The following is an 18,829-nucleotide window of genomic DNA, read 5'->3' on the forward strand; positions in this document are numbered from 1 at the left end:
TTGATGACACGACCGAATTCGTTTCATGCTGTGGCGAAAACGGCTGACTTTGAGAACCGGCGCGCAACGTACTTAAGGTACGTGAGCACCGGAAGCGCAGAAGCCAGCCGTTTGCAGACCAGCATGGGACGAATTAAAGGGTGGAGTTGAAGGCGCCACCATCGAGCAAGACATTCTGCCCGACCATGAATTTCGCATGCTCGCTGCACATGAATGCACAGGTCGCACCGAAATCAAGCGGATCACCGAAACGCCCGGTCGGAAGCCCCGCCTGGGTTTTGGTGCGCGCTTCATCAAGGCTGATGCCCTCTGCCTTGGACTTGTTGGTCATCAGGGCATTGATGCGATCTGTGTCGTGCTGACCCGGCAGAAGGTTGTTCATAATCACACCATCCTTGGCCACCTGGCGCGAAGTCCCGGCGACAAAGCCGGTCAGACCGGCACGCGCACCGTTTGAAAGGCCCAGATGCGGGATTGGCGATTTAACCGAACCCGATGTGATATTCACAATCCGGCCCCACTGGCGCGAAATCATGCCCGGCAGAACCGCGGTCGCAAGCAGGATCGGTGTCAGCATGTTCGACTGAACGGCGGCTTCCCATTCCTTCTGACCCCAGTCGGACCACACCCCCGGGGGCGGACCACCGGCATTGTTGACAAGGATGTCGGGCGCATCAACAGCAGCCAGAACCTTGTTACGGCCTTCTTCGGTGGTGATGTCACACGCAACCGTCGTGACATTCACGCCAAAGGTATCACGGATATATTCCGCCGTTTCATTGAGCGGCCCTTCGGAACGCGCATTAAGCACAAGGTCAACACCGGCTTCGGCAAGTTTGATCGCACAACCACGGCCCAGGCCCTTGGACGATGCACACACAATGGCCTTGCGGCCCTTAATTCCAAGATCCAATGGATCCTCCCATTTTCAGGAATTCAGACAATGGCAGGAATTTAGCCCGCACAGGCCAACCGGGTCAAACGCCCTTCCACGATTTGGAAAACGAATGTTCCAAAATATTCGACAATCCCAAACGCCAGTAGAAAAGCGCCGCCGCCATTTATCACCATCGGTGCATTTACATAATCTGAGCACCGGTCAGACGCCGCCGGTTCGGAAAATGATAACTTTTGCGAAATTGATAAAGAATTTCCGTGGCTTGCCCATTTGATCGTCACTAGCCTTCGCCCACAAACAATCAATCAACCAAAGCACCGGGGCACATCCAAAGGCGTGCCTGCCCGACGCTCAACACGCTTATATGTAGCCCGACAGGTTTTACCGTGAAGACACTCTTCCGCCCCCAGATACCACTGCCACTTGCCGTTTTTGCAACGCTTCTCAGTCTGACCTCGCCCAGCAGTGCACAGGATCAAACTTCTGCCAAATGGGGAGCGCACCTTGATCTTGAAGGCAAAGCAGGCACAGACCGCAATCTCGGTGAGACCGATCTTTTCATTCCGCTTCTTCAGAATGAAGATACGCTGTTCTTTACTAATTTACGTACACGCATGGATGATGGCAGCAGTGTTGAAGGCAATTTCGGCCTTGGCATCCGCCACATGCATGAAAGTGGCTGGAATCTGGGTGGTGTTGCCTATTTTGATCGCCGACAAAGCGAATGGGGCAACTACTTCAATCAGGTAACACTTGGTGCGGAAGCGCTTTCAACCGACTGGGATTTTCGTAGCAACGCCTATATCCCGCAGGGAAGCCGTGTTCGCAATGTTAACGCCTTGAACGAGGCCAATCTGTCGGGCACAACCATCAGCTTCCGCGGCGGCGAAGAACGCAGCATGGCGGGCTTTGATGGCGAAATTGGCTGGCGTCTGCCGGTCTATGAACCAGAAGAACCCCGGCAAATCCGATTGTTTGCCGGTGGATATCATTTCTTTGCCGATAAAGTCGAGGACATAACCGGCCCACGACTGCGGGCTGAAATGACATTCGACGAGGTACCCTGGCTTTGGAACGGATCGCGCTTTTCCTTTGGCAGCGAATGGCAACATGACAAACCGCGTGGCTCACAGGGATTTGTTACAGCACGTCTGCGCATTCCGCTGCAGTTCTTTGGCGCAGGCCGCAAGCGCCTGACACCGATGGAACGGCGCATGACTGATCCGGTGGTCCGTGACATTGATATTGTCAGCCAAGCTGGCGCCTTCGGCCCGGTTGAAACCGCCACAGAAACAGCCGATGGCCAAACTTTGACGGTTATCAACGCCTCATCGGTGGCCGATACAGATGCATTGAATAGTGCCCTGACGACAGCAGGTGCCAGCACTGTTATCATCGGCGGGGCAATTGATGTAGATAAGCAGGTAAATATGGTTGCCGGTCAAACTCTTGTCGGGTCTGGCAATATCACTGTTAAATCCCCTTCCGGTCGGGAAGCGGTCCTGACCGTCTCTGGCGGAAAAATCGCGGCGACGAACCAAAATAACGCCTATGCACTGCTGATGAGAAACAATACCAAACTGATCGGAATGACTGTCAGCAATTCGAATAATGGGACTGGCACTTTTGCCGTTCGCGCTGACAACACAACCGGTGTCACAATCGAAAACAGCACACTTACGTCCTTTGATGGGACAACGAGTAGCGTTGCCATCGCAGCCAGTGGTTCAACCAATCTGGTCGTTCGTAACAACACGTTATCGGCATCATCCAATACCGCCACTACGAACGGAATTGTTGTTGGAAACGCCACCAATGCGACCATTGCCAACAACACGTTTTCGCTTTCAACCACCGGCACCAAAAGAGTTATTACCGGCAACGGAGCAACGATTTTCAACGTCGCATCAACCGGGAACACGACCAATGATGGTAGCTGTTTCTTTGCTGCGGCGACACCGACACGTTCTGTAGGCTTTAGCACCATCAATTGCCCATAGAATAAACGGCGAATTAACAGCAAAGACCTCAGCCAAACACCGCATCATGCGCCGTAACATAGGCAATCGCCGCCTTTGAGACGTCGCTGGCTGTCATGCCGGGTTTATAGATACCCGAACCCAACCCAAAGCCATCACAGCCCGCCTTGGCATAAACGCTAAAATCATCCGGGCCGACGCCACCGACGGCATAAACTGGCATGTCCTTTGGCAGAACCGCACGCATGGCCTTGATACCATCCGCCCCGATGATGCTGGCCGGGAAGATTTTAAGTCCGTCCGCACCTGCTTTGATCGCGGCAAAGCATTCGGTTGGCGTCAGCACGCCAGGCCATGATCCCATGCCAAGTTCCTTGGTCTTGGCGATCACCTCGATATCGCAATTGGGCGACACCACGAACTCGCCACTTGCGGCCTTCACGTTCGCAGCATCTTCGGGCGTCAGGACAGTCCCGGCACCGATCAAGGCCGCATCCCCCACCGCCTCTTTCATCGCGGCGATGCTTTTAAGCGGCTCAGGGGAATTCAGTGGCACTTCGATCATGGTGATTCCCGCGCCGACCAATGCGCGCGCCATATCGGCGGCCTCGTGAGGCTGCACACCGCGCAGGATCGCAATCAGTTTGCGATGCTTGGTGGAGGACACGCTATCGGTGATCTGATCATTGACCGAGGTCGGGTATGCCATCTTTGTCTTCCTGTTTGTTGAGCCTGCCGGAACCATCAATGGGCTCGGCGGCCAGAATGCTTAGGGTCAGGACCTATTAATTTGGTTCGAATGGTCGCTCAGATTTGTGCGGATACGCGAAGCAAAGCCGCAGGAAGATACTTATCTTTCAAGGTTTTGCGACAAAGTAGCCCGCGCAAATCTGAGCGATCCAGCGGACAGAGCTTATATTTGCGAACTCCCGCGTCAAACCCCTTGCGCGGGATGCCAACCCGCTCGGCGGGATTTTTCTTGGATTTCACAAATATAAGCTCTGCCATTCAAATCAAATTAATAGGTCCTGACCCTAGTTACCTGTCACCACATCATATGCCCGGCCAAGCCCGGCCAGCGTGATCACCGCCCCGTCCTGTGGCGTAGCCTGGTGGTTATGAACGGCAAGTGCCGCCTGATAAAGCGATGCCAGCTTACCCGCCCCGATCAGGGCGATGTCTTCGCCCGGCGTCAGTCGGCTGAGCACATCGGCAATCTCCGCACCAATAACAGTGCCAGATAGAACGGCAGCACCCGGTGGTACGTTCGCGCCATCCTTTGCCACCAAGGCCCCGGCCCGCACGGTAAAAAGGGTATGAAGGAACGCTGTCGGTTGCGCCTTTGCCGCACGGACGGCATCGTCAAAGGCCGCATCATCCCAATCATCACCCACCGAATGACGCAGGATCGAGTTTTGCGATAGAAGACCAAACACCTCGCCGCTCATATAGGTGCGAAAGGCTGTGATCGTGCCATTGCTGACATGGGCCCATTTTGAATGGGTCCCGGGCAGACAAACCCAGCCGGAAAAATCGGGATGCCGTGCGATGAAGCCAACCAGCTGGGTTTCCTCGCCACGCATGACATCGGCATCATTACGTTGGCAGAGGCCCGGCAGGATCGAAACGGTAATGCGAGGATCACTCACATTCGGTTTCACAGCCCCCGATGCCAGATCAGATGGCTTTGCCGGAACTTCGCAATAGGGTGCTTCAAGCCAGCCTTGCTTCGCCCCCGCCATACCGCAAATCACAACCGGCACCGGAGTATTTCCCGCCCCCAGCCATTCATCAATCAGGCTGATCAAAACACCTTCGAACGATAGCTTCGGATCACCGGCAATCGCATTCATGCCAAGCGGGCTTTCAGCCGTTGCAAGGATTTCTGCGGCCTTTCCCATCGCCCAGGCGCGTAGATTGGATGTGCCCCAGTCAACAGCAATCCATGAAAGCACGTCACCTGGCGTAATTGAATGCTGAGAAATTCCTGCTGCGCTCAAGATCCTGCCCTTTGATGTTTGTTGTGGCATGCACAGCTTGGCACACCGATTTTTATATCCTCATACTATTTAGAATCGGCCTGGTCAATGACAGAGAAAACAGCCCAACGGCACCGCCCCTGCGCCCGCAACATTTCATCGAAAAAAACTATCAAAGATACTTGAAATAACTATTTCCCCTATGGACGCATCACTTGTTAGCCTGCGTAAAGCGATGGGGAAACCCGTCGCATCGAAATATGTGACCCTGTCTTGTTGCGATCTCTGAGTTGAACATTACCTTGAACATGAAAGCTTCACGTAGAATTACTGGTGTGATCAGCTTGGTTTTGTTTAAATAATCCGCTCAGGGATAAACAACCAAAAGGCGATGAAGATGACAGATCGGGATCGGTCATTTTCGCCCCTTAAATCGCCTTGCGGGCTGCACGATACGGGTCAAGGAGCTGTTTTAAGAACATCTCAAGCCACGACGGAGAGAGAGAAAAATGGACGGAAAACATACCGCAGGGAAATGTCCGGTAATGCACGGCAGCATGACCGAGACCGGCAACAGCAACACCGAGTGGTGGCCGAAAACCCTTAATCTCGACATTCTGCATCAGCACGACACCAAGTCCAGCCCGTATGGCAAGGACTTCAACTATGCCGAAGAATTCAAAAAGCTCGACCTTGAAGCGGTCAAGACCGACATCAAAAACCTCATGACCGACAGCCAGGATTGGTGGCCGGCCGACTGGGGTCACTATGGCGGGCTTATGATCCGTATGGCTTGGCATTCTGCCGGTTCGTATCGTCTGGCTGATGGCCGTGGTGGCGGCGGTGCGGGCAATATCCGTTTTGCCCCGCTGAACTCCTGGCCTGATAACGCCAATATTGACAAGGCACGTCGCCTTCTGTGGCCGATCAAAAAGAAATACGGCAACAAGCTTTCCTGGGCTGATCTGATCATCCTGGCCGGCACCATGGCCTATGAATCCATGGGTCTTAAGGTCTTTGGTTTCGGTGGCGGTCGTGAAGACATCTGGCACCCGGAGAAAGACGTTTACTGGGGTTCGGAAAAAGAATGGCTCGCGCCAAGCGACAATCGCTATGACGATGTTTCCAAACCGGAAACAATGGAAAACCCGCTTGCCGCTGTGCAGATGGGCCTGATCTATGTGAACCCGGAAGGTGTTAACGGCGTTTCCGATCCGATGAAAACCGCCGCACAGGTGCGTGAAACCTTTGCCCGTATGGCGATGGATGACGAAGAAACCGCTGCGCTGACCGTTGGTGGTCATACCGTTGGCAAGGCGCATGGTAACGGCGATGCCGGCCTTCTTGGCGACGCCCCCGAAGGGGCTGATATCTCCGAACAGGGCCTTGGCTGGAACAACCACACCACCCGTGGTGTTGGCCGTGACAGTGTGACGTCGGGCATCGAAGGTGCCTGGACCACCCATCCGACCAAGTGGGACAATGGCTATTGCCATCTGCTTCTGAACTATGAGTGGGAGCGGACCAAAAGCCCGGCCGGTGCAACCCAGTGGCAGCCGATTGGCATCAAGGAAGAAGACATGCCGGTTGACGTCGAAGACCCGTCAATCCGCTGCATGCCGATGATGACCGATGCCGATATGGCGATGAAGGTTGACCCGACCTATCGCGCGATCATCGAGAAATTCAATAATGACTTTGACTATTTCTCTGATTGCTTCGCCCGCGCATGGTTCAAACTGACCCACCGCGATATGGGCCCGAAGGTCTGCTATCTCGGCCCGGATGTTCCGAAAGAAGACCTGATCTGGCAGGACCCGATCCCGGCCGTGGACTACACCCTTTCGGATGCAGAAATCGCTGATCTGAAATCCAAGCTTCTGGCATCCGGCCTGACCAGTGCCGAGCTGATCAATACCGCTTGGGATAGTGCGCGCACCTTCCGTGGTTCGGACAAACGTGGTGGTGCCAATGGCGCACGCATCCGTCTGGCCCCGCAGAAGGATTGGGAAGGCAACGAGCCCGACCGCCTTGCCAAGGTTCTTAAAACCCTTGAAGGCATCCAGGCTGGCCTTGCCAAGAAAGTCTCGATCGCGGACCTGATCGTACTTGGTGGTACGGCAGCCGTTGAAAAGGCCGCCAAGGACGCCGGTGTTAACATCACCGTTCCGTTCGCACCGGGTCGTGGTGATGCGACAGACGAGATGACCGATGCTGCATCGTTTGACGTGCTTGAGCCGCTGGCGGATGGTTTCCGCAACTGGTCGAAGAAAGACTATGTTGTCACGCCTGAAGAAATGCTGCTTGATCGTGCACAGCTCATGGGCTTGACCGCCCATGAAATGACCGCCCTGATTGGTGGCATGCGCGTTCTTGGCACCAACCATGGTGGCAGCAAGCACGGTGTGTTTACCGACCGCGAAGGTGTTCTGTCGAATGACTTCTTCGTCAATCTGACGGATATGTCCTATAGCTGGAAACCGGCGGGTCAGAACCTTTACAACATCGTTGATCGCACGTCCGGCGACACCAAATTCACCGCCACCCGCGTTGATCTGGTGTTCGGCTCCAACTCCATCCTGCGCGCCTCTGCCGAGCTTTATGCTCAGGACGACAACCAGGAGAAGTTTGTTAAAGACTTCGTCGCGGCTTGGACCAAAGTCATGAACGCAGATCGCTTCGATCTCGCGTAAGGCTTACGCCTTTAACATGATGTGAGTTGGAGCTTTCGAGCTCTGAAACGAGAACACCCCCGGTCGGATGGCCGGGGGTGTTTTTTGGGGAGCATTCAACCCAAAACCATACTTTAGGCTCAGAACCTAAGTGCTCGATTTGTACTTTGTGTAGTATTTTTCAGGCACAAAAAATATATCGCCTCGGGCCCGAGTGCAAGCCACGTAAAGCTTCCCTTTTGTTTTAGGGTTCAGCTCATGTAGTTCCTCAGCTTCAAATAGCTTGAACGTTGCGGGATTTAACACTACGCAAACATCATTGTAATGATCTTGACCTTTACTGTTACCCCAATTGTCTGAGTAACATGGGTACTTCGCACTGTTTTGATAGAATAATTTCACCACGTTTACATCGTGAAACAACTCATCTGCTTTTTCTTGGGTTTTAACAGTAATAATATTTGTCACATCATCACGGTGTGACTCTATGCGGATTTGCAAATTATCTCTTATGTACGCACACGTTTCTGAACTGCAACGATGGCTCTTAACCAGTGTGTCCTTATCAAGCGTATAACCAGACTTTTCTAACTTTGAAGTATACTTAAGGTAGTCATTATATATAGTTCCGTTGGTCGCCCCATCCCTACTAGTATCAAAAGTATGTTGATAGAAATCCCCAACCAGCAGAACTTCAACGTTCATCTGTGGAAATGAACATATAAAGTTCAGGTCATGACCACCAAAATCTTGGGCTTCATCTATCAGTAAAACATCATAATACTTCTCTATCCGCGCCTTCACATCTTTATTATCGTTCGCGAGCAGAGCCATGCGATTGTGATACACAAAGCCATTATCATCAAAATAGTGTTCTATTTTATCTCTCCCAAACCTTCGGTTAGAAACTGGGGGGAAATTCCAGTTAACTCCCTTGCATTCAATATCTTCGCCCAACAACGGTCGTAAACAAAACCCATATAGAAATTCAAAATAACCTGACACGGTAATATTAGGCGGAACACATCCAAAGCGCTCGATTATGCGAGCCCGCAAACTATTCTGATTGTTATTCGTGTATGTCAGCACTAAGAAACGGTCCTTGTCGTTCAGCTTATCGATCAACAACTTAGTTTTCCCAGCTCCTGCAACAGCGAGAACTAATGTCTTAGCCATTCGATAGCCTCTCGGATATATTCTGGAACAACAATTTCGTTAGCTTTCTTATCTAACAATTCAAAAGCTACGTCAGCCTTGTTGCTCAGCATATAGTCTTGAACGCTAATCTTAATCCGTCCCTCCGCAAACAACTCCTCACAGATGGCTTTATTATCTGTATACATCGCGATTTCAAATGTACTTCTGACCGGGTCTTGATCGAAGAAAACCTTGGCATCAGCGTTTTCATAATCAACGTATCGTTTTCTACAGTAGTCAACATCGCCATCGTTATCGGTAACGACTGCTACCTTGATATTTAACAGGTTAGCGAGTTCTAAATATCGCTTGAAACTTGTCCCTCCAACTGAAATGACATGTACATCAGAGTCATAAAGCTCTTCCCCTGATGTCTTTTTGTAGAGCTGCTCCATCAGAATAAACTCTGCGTCACCCTCAACAAGCAGCACCTTTTTGGACAAGATCAGTTCGAGCACATTATTGTCTGGAGCTTTCATAAAGAACTTTCCTGTGCCGCTCGAAAGCGCGGAAAGAAGAACAGCGGAATCGCTGCTACTATTCAGGAAAATAGCTTGACGCAACCCAAGTCGGGAGCAAATCATATTGCTGTGCGTCGAAATAAAAATCTGCTTATCGCTAGACTTTAATATACTCCCTATCAAATTCGCCATACTTGTGTGGCTCAGGTGATTTTCTGGCTCCTCAAGCAAAAGAGTATTTATTGGATACTTATCCTGCTTCCTCGTCAGCGCAAATTCGGTCTTTATAAAGCACTGACGCCCCTTCCCCCTTTTCTCCAGTGGGATATTCTCTTCCAGAATTGTTAAATCCGTTTCTAAATTTGCCTTTACACCTGTCCGAATACCAAATTCATACCCTTCTATTTTGGCATTAACATCATTAAGAACATTATCTTTAAATCTACTTTTATGATTTCTATATTCATTCTGGTGCTTGCTAACGTCTTTTTCCTCAGCAGTCGAATGATAGACAGTTTTGATATACTCTCTAGTTGCGTATTCATTATTTATCTGAGTATTATCAAGCAATAGGTGCCTAATATACTTATTGTATCCTGTATACGACTTCCCCGAGAACGTGTTGAAGTTAATTGAATAAAACTCAAAAGGGAAACTTGGTTGCTCCTGCGCCAATATTTCTAGAATGTCTTCAGAAAGATCATCTCTGGGCACACACTTAAGCTTCAAACCATCGAAATCCTTCGGATCCAAGGAGTGCTTTCTGCCATTTAACTCTGGGTTATTCTGCTCATCCAGAAACAGTTCGATGTATAACTCAGGTAGATCGCCGTACTTTTTTTCTCCAGCTAAAAATTCATCTATAACTTTGGCATTGAACAGGCTTTCAAGGCCGATTGTCTGAACTTTGCTTACACTACCACTGATGACTATATCTATTGCCTCAAGCAAAGAACTCTTTCCGGATTCATTGTCCCCAATGAGCAAGTTGATAGTTTTATCAAAATCGACCTCAAATTCCTGAAAACGCTTAAAATTATGTAGCTTGAGTTTGGTAATATTTGTCATTTAGATAGCTCCCCAATTACATCTTTATGGTAATCTTACCACAGCAGAATACTATTTTAGAGAGATGTGTTTGTCTGGCAGGTAACTGGGTGCTGCACGCCATCAGTTGAGCATTCTTGTAAATATCTGAACCGTTGTGCCCCACTATGGGGTGATCTGGCTCTATCTAGCCGTTCCGGCGCCCAGCCTCAGTTAGGCTACGCGCCTAACTTTACAACAGCTTGCGTACTCCAACTTTGCTACGTTGATTTGACCTGATGCGTAAAGCTCTAAAACGAAAACACCCCCGGCCATCGACCGGGGGTGTTTTTCTGTACAGCCCGCAACAAACGTCACGAAACCGCCTATATCACGCGGAAATCAGATGATCTCTTCATAGAGCTTCTTGGTGATCTCGGTGGTCAGCGGGATCGGGTTGCCGCCGGCGCTGGGGTCTTCGACCGCCATTTTCGCGAGAAGGTCGATCTGATCGCGGTCGACACCAAGGGCCGACATTTTTTCCGGCACGCCAAGCGCGCGGGAGAAGTCGATCAGCCAGGCATAGAAGCCATCAAACCCGCCTTCGATGCCAAGATAAGCCGCAAGCAGCTCCACGCGGGCTTCAATGGCCGGACGGTTGAACTTCACCACGGCCGGAAGCGCGATTGCGTTGGTCATGCCGTGCGGCGTGCCATAGACAGCGCCAATCGGGTGCGACAGTGCATGCACAGCCCCAAGGCCCTTCTGGAACGCGGTTGCGCCCATCGCAGCAGCACTGAGCATATGTGTGCGGGCTTCGATGTTGCCACCGTCCTTATAGGCGGTCATGAGGTTGTCTTTGACCAGACGCATGCCTTCAAGCGCGATGCCCTGTGACATCGGGTGATAGAACGGCGATGAGAAGGCTTCAAACGAGTGGATGAAGGCATCAAGGCCCGTGCCCGCCGTTACAACCGGCGGCATGCCAACCGTGAGTTCCGGGTCGCAAATCACGGCAACCGGAAGCATTTTCGGGTGGAAGATGATTTTCTTCACATGGCTTTCGGAGTTGGTCAGAACCGATGCACGGCCAACTTCGGAACCCGTCCCCGCCGTGGTCGGGATGGCGATGACCGGGGCAATACCGGCCGGGTCGGCACGGGTCCACCAGTCACCGATATCTTCGAAATCCCAAACCGGGCGCGTCTGACCGGACATGAAGGCAATCGCCTTGGCAAGGTCAAGGGCAGAGCCGCCACCAAAGGCGATAACGCCGTCAAAGCCACCGGCCTTGTAAACTTCAAGACCCGCTGCAAGCTGCAGATCATCCGGGTTCGGCTGAACATCGGAAAATACCGCATCGCCCAGACCGCCTTCTTTCATAATCGCCACGGTCTTTGCCGTGATCGGCAGACTGACCAAGCCAGCATCGGTGACCAGAAGCGGCTTTTTGATGCCTGCATTTGCGCAGACCTCAGGCAGTTCTGAAATACGCCCCGCACCAAGCCGGATGGCCGTTGGGTAGCTCCAATTTGCGGTAAGAGACATTATTGCACCTTCTTCAAGTGGTATGACTTCGGACGGGTCAGGTTGTGGAAGCCGATGGACGACAAGGCACCGCCGCGCCCCGTATCCTTGCAGCCGGTCCAGCACAGGCCCGGATCCAGATAATCTGCACGGTTCATAAAGACCGTGCCGGTTTCGATCTGCGCGCCGATTTCGGCCGCACGATTAACATCCTTGGTCCAAAGCGATGCGGTCAGGCCAAAGTCGCTGTCATTCATAAGCGCAATGGCTTCTGCGTCATCCTTGACCTTCATGATGCCGACAACCGGGCCGAAGCTTTCTTCGCGCATCACACGCATGTCATGGGTGACATCGACCAAAATCTGCGGGGCGAGATATGCGCCACCGTCATCTTCGGGGAACAGCGCCGGGTCAATCAGGCCCTTGGCACCGTCTTTCAGCGCATCGGCGATCTGGCCGCGGACTTCGTTGGCGAAACGCACATTGGCCATCGGGCCGATGGTGGTTTCCTTATCCAGCGGATTGCCAAGTTTATAGCCCGAGACGATCTTGACCGCCTTTTCGATGAAGGCATCGTAAAGCGATTCAACAACGTAAATCCGCTCGATCCCGCAGCAGCACTGACCGGAATTGAACATCGCGCCATCAATCAGGGTATCGACCGCCGCATCAAGATCGGCGTCCTCCATGACATAGCCCGGATCTTTCCCGCCAAGCTCAAGCCCCACCGGGGTAAAGGTGCCCGCAGCAGCACGTTCAATCGCACGACCGCCGCCAACAGAACCGGTAAAGTTCACAAAGTTGAACTGGCGTTCCTGGATCAGGCTTTCGGTGGTGGCGTGGTCAAGGAACAGGTTGATAAAGATGTCTTCCGGAACACCTGCCTTGGTGAAGGCTTCGACCATGCGTTCACCCACCAGAAGGGTCTGGGTGGAGTGTTTCAGCACAACAGCATTCCCGGCAATAAGGGCCGGGGCAACGGTGTTGATCGCGGTCATATATGGGTAGTTCCACGGTGCAATCACCAGAACCACGCCATGTGCTTCGCGCTCGATACGGCGTTCGAACTTGTCACTGACTTCAACCACGATGGGTGCAAGGGCATCATGCGCGATTTCGGCCATATATTCGGCGCGCTCTTTAACGCCGCCAAACTCGCCACCGTAACGGATCGGGCGGCCCATCATTTTGGTGATTTCCGGGACGACGACGTCATTCATCTCGCCCAGTTTGGCGACGCCTGCGCGGACGAGTTCAATACGTTCGGACAAGGGCCGTGCTGCCCATGCTTTCTGGGCTGCGCGCGTGGATTTGACCGCGGAAAATGCTTCTTCCTTGGTGGCACACGTGCGTTCTGCGTAAACAGACCCGTCAATCGGGCTAATACATTTCAAGATCGTCATTTAATTCTAACCTTGCCGAGATTTAAGAGCGTTCAAAGCCGCGGCTGATTTCCCAATCGGTCACAACCGCGTCAAATTCTTCCTGTTCCCATTCCGCAGCCCGCGTGTAGTGGGCTACTACGTCCTCGCCCATTGCTTCTTTCAGCATGTCTGAATTGCGCAATGTCTCGGTCGAGGCACGCAATGTGCGCGGAATATCCTGCGCATTTTTCATCGCATAGACGTCCCCTTTGGACGGGGCGTCGAGTTCAAGTTTGTCTTCGATACCGCGTATGCCCGCCGCCAGCTGGGCGGCCTGGGCCAGATACGGGTTCATGTCCGAACCACCGATGCGACATTCAACACGTACAGCTTTTGTATTCGCTCCGCAAAGGCGGAATCCGGCGGTACGGTTATCAATCGACCAGATGGTTTTGGTCGGTGCAAAGGTCGCCTTGGCGAACCGTTTGTAACTGTTCACATAAGGGGCCAGGAAATAGGTGTAATCGGGCGCATATTTAATCAATCCCGCCATGTAATGACGCATCAGATCAGACATGCCGAGCGGATCATTTTCATCAAAGAAGGCCGGTTTGCCATCGCGCCACAGCGATTGATGCACGTGTGACGAGCTCCCGACCCGGCGATGATCCCATTTCGGAAGGAACGTCACTGCATGGCCCTGCTGCCAGGCGATCTCCTTGATCGCGTTTTTGGCGATCGTGTGATAATCGGCGCAGTTAAGGGCATTGTCGTAGCGAATATTGAGCTCTTCCTGGCCTGCCTCGGCCTCGCCCTTGGAGTTTTCAATCGGAATACCAGCGTTATAAAGATGATTGCGCAGCGGGCGCATCACGCCTTCTTCCTTGGTGGTCTGGAAGATATGGTAATCTTCGTTATAGCCGCTGATCGGTTCCAGATCGCGGAAGCCGTTTTTGCGGATTTCATCAAAGCTTTTGGCAAACAGGAAAAATTCCAGCTCGGTTGCCATCTTGGCAGTAAAGCCAAGTGCCTCAAGACGTTCGATTTGTTTTTTCAGGATCGCGCGCGGGGAATGCGTGATCGGCTGATGATGATGATGGTCAAGAACATCGCACAGCACCATGGCCGTACCGTCAAGCCACGGTACTGTGCGTAATGTCGTCAGATCAGGTTTCATGACGTAATCGCCATAACCTGCTTCCCAACTGGTGGAAGCATATCCATCGGGCGTCGCCATCTCGAGATCCGTTGCCAGCAAATAATTGCAGCAATGGGTTTCTTCATACGAGGTGGTGACAAAGTTCTGGGCGTGGAAACGTTTGCCCATAAGGCGGCCTTGCATATCAACAAGACACACCAGAACCGTGTCGATGCTGCCCTCAGCAACCTGTTGTTTTAGTTGGTCAAATGTCAAGTTGCCAGACATTATGCTTCCCTTTTATTGATCCGTTGAGAAAGACTAAGTCGCGTAGATCAGATGATCAGTTGATCAGCTGTAACGATACGGGCGGCCGGCTTTGACCATGTCCGCATTGTACTGTTTGATGATCTTGACGACTTTGGCCTTGGTTTCGGATTCTGCTGCAATCTCATCCCAGAATTTAACAGCCGCTTCTTCGACCTGCGCCCATTCATTGTCAGGGATGGTTGTCAGTTTCATTTTATCGCCATGGACACGCAGGTTGGCTTCGCCGCCCCAATACCACCACTGACGGTAATAGTGGCTCTGATCCATGCAGACTTGCAACAGCTCCTTAAGGTGCTCTGGCAGTTCGTTATAGCGATCCATATTGGCAAAGAACGAACCAGCCCACGCGCCGGAAATGTTGTTGGTCAGGAAGTAGTTGGTCACATCAGCCCAACCGACCGTGTAATCCTCGGTGATGCCCGACCACGCGATACCATCAAGCTCGCCCGACTGAACGGCAACTTCGATATCTTCCCACGGCAAAGTTACCGGAACGACGCCAAACTGGGCCAAGAAACGGCCAGCCGTCGGGAAGGTAAAGACGCGCTTGCCTTTAAGATCAGCAAGGCTGTTGATCGGATCTTTGGTCGCAAAGTGGCACGGATCCCAGGCGCCTGCCGAAATGTGCTTCACACCGACTTTGGCATATTCTTCTTCCCAGATTTCCTTAAGCCCGTACTGGTTAAACAGGACCGGCACATCAAGCGAATAGCGCGATGCGAACGGGAAATAGCCGCCAAATACGGTGACTTCGGTTGGCGATGCCATGCTGTCATCATCAGACTGCACCGCATCGATCGTGCCTTTCTGCATGGCTCGGAAAAGCTCGCCGGTCGGAACCAGCTGATCAGCAAAGAACAGCTCGATTTCCATCTCGTCGCCAGCAATTTTGTTAAAGCTGTCGATGGCCGGTTTGATCACATGCTCGGCCAGGGCCGGACCGGCATAGGTCTGCATACGCCATTTGATTTTGCTCTGTGCGATGGCCGGTGCAGCGAAAGATGCGGTACCAGCAACAGCGCCCAGACCGGCCACACCTGCTGATTTGATAAAGTCACGTCTTGAAGTCATGTTAGCCTCCTGAATGTTACTTATCATCGACTTAGGTTCGCTCTGTTTTCAGAGTTCGTTTTATTTTCCGTAGACGTAGTCAGGTAACCAAAGTGCGACATCCGGGAACACCATGACCAAGGCAAGTGCAAGGGTCATCACCAGGACAAAAGGCACAATGGATCTGTAGATATCTCCCAACTGGATTTGCGGCGGCGCCATGGCGCGCATCAAAAACAGATTGTATCCAAATGGCGGGGTCATATAGGCGATCTGCGTGGTGATGGTGTAAAGAACGCCATACCAGATCAGATCAAAGCCAAGCTCGCCCACCAGCGGAATATAAAGCGGTGCGACAATCACCAGCATCGCCGTATCATCAAGGAACGTTCCCATCAAAATGAAGCTAAGCTGCATGATGATCAGGATCGCCCAGGGGCTTAAGCCCAGCTGTTCGGTAAACAGGGTCTCGATCGCGCGTACCGCCCCCAGACCATCAAACACCGCACCAAAACCAAGGGCTGCGAGAATGATCCACATGAACATGCACGAAATCGCCAAAGTCTGACGGACCGAGTTTTCAAACACCGTCTTGGTCATGCGGCCCTTAAGGACGGCTGCTACGAAGGCCGCCATCGCACCAATGGCGGAGCTTTCAACAAGTGATGTCCAGCCATTGACAAACGGCACCATCATGGTGGCAAAGATCGCAACCGGAAGGATGCCCGCGCGCAGAAGACGGAATTTCTCAGCCCGGCTGACATTGCGTTCTTCCTTGGGCAGAACCGGACCAAGCTTCGGGTTCATCTTGCAGCGAATGACGATATAGATGATGAACATCGCCGCCATCATCAGGCCCGGGATCACCCCCGCCAGCCAAAGCTGCCCGACCGGCTGACGCGCAATCATGGCATACAGCACAAGAACAACCGATGGCGGCACCAGAATGCCAAGTGACGATCCGGCCTGAATAACCCCGGTCACCATGATCTTGTCATAGCCACGCTTGAGCAATTCCGGCAGCGCAATGGTCGCCCCGATCGCCATCCCGGCAACCGACAGACCATTCATGGCCGACACCAGAACCATCAACAGGATCGTACCAATCGCAAGACCACCATTTACCGGCCCCATCCAGACATGGAACATCTTGTAAAGATCATCGGCGATCTTGCTCTCGGACAGGATATAGCCCATGAAAATGAACATCGGCAGGGTCAGAAGCGGATACCATTTCATCAGCTTCATCGCCCCGGCAAACGGGATATCAGACCCGCCTGTGCCCCACAAAAGGACGGCCGAAATCGCAGCAACAAAGCCAATCGCACCAAAGATGCGCTGCCCTGTCAGCATCATCAGCATCATGGTAGAGAACATGAAAATGGCGATCATTTCGTAAGACATCAGACTTCTTCTCCACGCAGGTGCAAGATGTCTTTCATCAACTCAGAAATGCACTGCAAAATCATAAGAGCGATACCGACACACATGGCAATTTTGATCGGCCACAGATACGGACGCCAGGCCGTCGGGCTGCGTTCACCGTATTCAAGCGAATACATCGTACTTTCGACGCCGCCATACAGCATGACGCCAAGATAAAACAGCAGGAAGACGATGGTGAAACTGTCCATCCACATCTTTTTCTTGGGCGTCCAGCCGCCATAAAGCAGGTCCATACGCACATTGGCCTGCATCTGCATGGAATAAGGCCCACCGAGAATGTAGTAGGCCACCATGGCAAACTGCGCCATTTCAAGCGTCCAGAGAGACGGCAAAAAGAATGTCTTGGAAATGGACGACCACAACAAAATGCCGACCATCACAAAGATGCCATACATGATGCACCGGCCAAGCCGGTAATTGATGGCATCCACATATTTTACATAGGATCGCATAAACGAAGTCATTGGTTGGCACCTGTTGATTTGGTTGCCGCACCAAGGTCCGCACTGGAAACTGCCTTGGTGATGAGTGCGCGCAAATAATCCGACATTTCATCAATCTGCTGATCGGTCTGGATCAGATCATTGCGAATTTCGATCATGACATTGGGAATGCCATTGGGAAGCGCGTGATAGCGCAGCGTATGGGTGACACCATCTTCCGGGCCATAGGGCTCGTTGCGCGCCACAACAAACTGCCCGCCTTCATCCGCGTCCAGAATGGCATCAACAAAACGGCTGTCCTCGTCATGCAAAAAGCCGACCTCGACAGCGCGCTTCTGCCCCTTATAAACCGGAACGAACGAATGCACCGTGACGATCAAAAGATCAGGATGATTTGCCAATGCTTGCTTGATCACCGACTTAAGCCGATCCTGAAACGGGATATAGATGTGATCAATGCGGTTTCGCTTGTCCTCAAAGGACAGGTTCTGATTGCCCGGAATGGTGTGAATTTCACTGACCATCGGGATCGCATCGAACGCATGGGGCGGGCGATTGCAATCATAAAGCAACCGCGACAGGCACCCTGCGACCAGCGGACTGTCAAACGCCGCTGACAGCTTCTTTGCCACGGCAAGTGCGCCCGGATCCCAGGCGATATGACTGATGACCTGATCACCATCCAGTCCCAGATCCTGATATTCTTCGGGGATGAAACGGCTGGCATGCTCGCAGACAAAGACAAAGCCGCCCTGCCCGTCGGGATTGGTCACATCAACTGCTTGATACTGATTTGGGCCGGACTCTTGAGCAGACATTCACGCCATCCAACAACTTGATATCAATCACAGACACGACTATTCCAGAAATGATTTTTTCAGGCAAGATGTTTTCTGTCATAATGTTTTCAGTGGTGATATGATCATCACATCGGGCATAGATCCGCAAAAACATCCTGAAAGGGTAAAGGGTGAGAAACGCAGAAAAACAGACCGTCGCAGAGCGCATCCGGACATCATTCGAGAGCCTGACACACTCCGAACGCCTTCTTGCCAATTCGATGCTCGATAACTATCCGGTCTCGTGTCTCAGCAGCATTACCGCTGTCGCATCAGCAGCCCAGGTCTCGACACCGACCGTGGTGCGCATGGCCAAAAAGCTTGGTTTCAAAGGCTTCCCGGATTTTCAGGCCGCCATCCACAATGAAATCGAAGAACAGATTTCAAGCCCGGTGGCAAAGTTCAAACGCTGGAACAAGGCCGGATCAGACACCCATATCCTGAACCGCTTTGCTGACAAGGCGATTGAAAACCTCAATC

The 18,829-nt window shown here is 52.2% G+C and carries 16 protein-coding genes (1 of these 16 cut by a window edge); 3 read left to right on the forward strand and 13 right to left on the reverse strand.

The genetic code is table 11. From position 1 onward, the window contains the following. Positions 1 to 133: 133 nt before the first annotated feature. Both ACMZ66_RS06835 and ACMZ66_RS06840 read right to left on the reverse strand, forming a co-directional pair. Positions 134 to 913, reverse strand: coding sequence for an SDR family oxidoreductase (locus ACMZ66_RS06835; RefSeq protein ID WP_416935724.1), 780 nt, complete (start codon positions 911 to 913; stop codon positions 134 to 136). A gap of 41 nt (positions 914 to 954) precedes the next feature. After that, positions 955 to 1,179, reverse strand: a complete 225-nt coding sequence (locus tag ACMZ66_RS06840) for a hypothetical protein (protein ID WP_156518954.1) — start codon at positions 1,177 to 1,179, stop codon at positions 955 to 957. Positions 1,180 to 1,284: 105 nt separating this feature from the next. Between ACMZ66_RS06840 and ACMZ66_RS06845 the strand changes: the two genes are divergently transcribed. Then, complete coding sequence (locus ACMZ66_RS06845; RefSeq protein WP_416935726.1) at positions 1,285 to 2,898, forward strand: inverse autotransporter beta domain-containing protein; 1,614 nt, start codon at positions 1,285 to 1,287, stop codon at positions 2,896 to 2,898. A 28-nt stretch (positions 2,899 to 2,926) separates the two neighbouring features. Here ACMZ66_RS06845 and ACMZ66_RS06850 read toward each other — a convergent pair whose 3' ends face one another. Together ACMZ66_RS06850 and ACMZ66_RS06855 are read right to left on the reverse strand one after the other, a co-directional pair. After that, positions 2,927 to 3,586 (reverse strand): 2-dehydro-3-deoxy-6-phosphogalactonate aldolase, encoded by a 660-nt coding sequence (locus ACMZ66_RS06850; RefSeq protein ID WP_416935728.1) that lies wholly within the window; start codon positions 3,584 to 3,586, stop codon positions 2,927 to 2,929. 325 nt (positions 3,587 to 3,911) lie between these two features. Then, positions 3,912 to 4,877, reverse strand: coding sequence for a 2-dehydro-3-deoxygalactonokinase (locus ACMZ66_RS06855; protein ID WP_416935730.1), 966 nt, complete (start codon positions 4,875 to 4,877; stop codon positions 3,912 to 3,914). Between the two features lie 488 nt (positions 4,878 to 5,365). On the opposite strand from ACMZ66_RS06855, the gene katG reads away from it, so the two are divergent. Further along, positions 5,366 to 7,549 (forward strand): catalase/peroxidase HPI, encoded by a 2,184-nt coding sequence (gene katG / locus ACMZ66_RS06860; RefSeq protein ID WP_416935732.1) that lies wholly within the window; start codon positions 5,366 to 5,368, stop codon positions 7,547 to 7,549. 126 nt (positions 7,550 to 7,675) lie between these two features. Here katG and ACMZ66_RS06865 read toward each other — a convergent pair whose 3' ends face one another. From ACMZ66_RS06865 to ACMZ66_RS06905, 9 genes are all read right to left on the reverse strand, one after another. After that, the gene (locus ACMZ66_RS06865) at positions 7,676 to 8,704 is read right to left on the reverse strand and encodes a hypothetical protein (RefSeq protein WP_416935734.1); all 1,029 of its coding nucleotides are present in this window, start codon (positions 8,702 to 8,704) and stop codon (positions 7,676 to 7,678) included. Then, positions 8,689 to 10,254 (reverse strand): AAA family ATPase, encoded by a 1,566-nt coding sequence (locus tag ACMZ66_RS06870; RefSeq protein ID WP_416935736.1) that lies wholly within the window; start codon positions 10,252 to 10,254, stop codon positions 8,689 to 8,691. Before ACMZ66_RS06870 ends, ACMZ66_RS06865 begins: the two co-directional genes overlap by 16 nt. A gap of 360 nt (positions 10,255 to 10,614) precedes the next feature. Then, positions 10,615 to 11,760 (reverse strand): iron-containing alcohol dehydrogenase, encoded by a 1,146-nt coding sequence (locus ACMZ66_RS06875; protein WP_416935738.1) that lies wholly within the window; start codon positions 11,758 to 11,760, stop codon positions 10,615 to 10,617. Then, on the reverse strand, positions 11,760 to 13,142 hold the full coding sequence (locus ACMZ66_RS06880) for an aldehyde dehydrogenase family protein (protein WP_416935740.1): 1,383 nt from the start codon (positions 13,140 to 13,142) through the stop codon (positions 11,760 to 11,762). The genes ACMZ66_RS06875 and ACMZ66_RS06880 overlap by 1 nt, the downstream gene beginning before the upstream one ends. A gap of 22 nt (positions 13,143 to 13,164) precedes the next feature. Further along, the gene (locus ACMZ66_RS06885; RefSeq protein ID WP_416935742.1) at positions 13,165 to 14,529 is read right to left on the reverse strand and encodes a glutamine synthetase family protein; all 1,365 of its coding nucleotides are present in this window, start codon (positions 14,527 to 14,529) and stop codon (positions 13,165 to 13,167) included. Between the two features lie 63 nt (positions 14,530 to 14,592). Then, positions 14,593 to 15,642, reverse strand: a complete 1,050-nt coding sequence (locus ACMZ66_RS06890; RefSeq protein WP_416935745.1) for a twin-arginine translocation signal domain-containing protein — start codon at positions 15,640 to 15,642, stop codon at positions 14,593 to 14,595. Positions 15,643 to 15,702: 60 nt separating this feature from the next. Further along, positions 15,703 to 17,025 (reverse strand): TRAP transporter large permease, encoded by a 1,323-nt coding sequence (locus ACMZ66_RS06895; RefSeq protein WP_416935747.1) that lies wholly within the window; start codon positions 17,023 to 17,025, stop codon positions 15,703 to 15,705. Then, on the reverse strand, positions 17,025 to 17,531 hold the full coding sequence (locus ACMZ66_RS06900) for a TRAP transporter small permease subunit (RefSeq protein ID WP_416935749.1): 507 nt from the start codon (positions 17,529 to 17,531) through the stop codon (positions 17,025 to 17,027). The genes ACMZ66_RS06895 and ACMZ66_RS06900 overlap by 1 nt, the downstream gene beginning before the upstream one ends. Then, on the reverse strand, positions 17,528 to 18,328 hold the full coding sequence (locus ACMZ66_RS06905) for an N-formylglutamate amidohydrolase (protein ID WP_416935751.1): 801 nt from the start codon (positions 18,326 to 18,328) through the stop codon (positions 17,528 to 17,530). Before ACMZ66_RS06905 ends, ACMZ66_RS06900 begins: the two co-directional genes overlap by 4 nt. Positions 18,329 to 18,480: 152 nt before the next feature. On the opposite strand from ACMZ66_RS06905, the gene ACMZ66_RS06910 reads away from it, so the two are divergent. Beyond that, on the forward strand, positions 18,481 to 18,829 hold the beginning of the coding sequence (locus ACMZ66_RS06910) for a MurR/RpiR family transcriptional regulator (RefSeq protein ID WP_416935753.1). Its footprint extends 530 nt past the window's final position; only the first 349 of its 879 coding nucleotides appear in the window; its start codon is at positions 18,481 to 18,483; its stop codon lies off the right edge, out of view.

This window comes from Thalassospira sp., from assembly GCF_048059015.1.
Lineage (GTDB): Bacteria > Pseudomonadota > Alphaproteobacteria > Rhodospirillales > Thalassospiraceae > Thalassospira.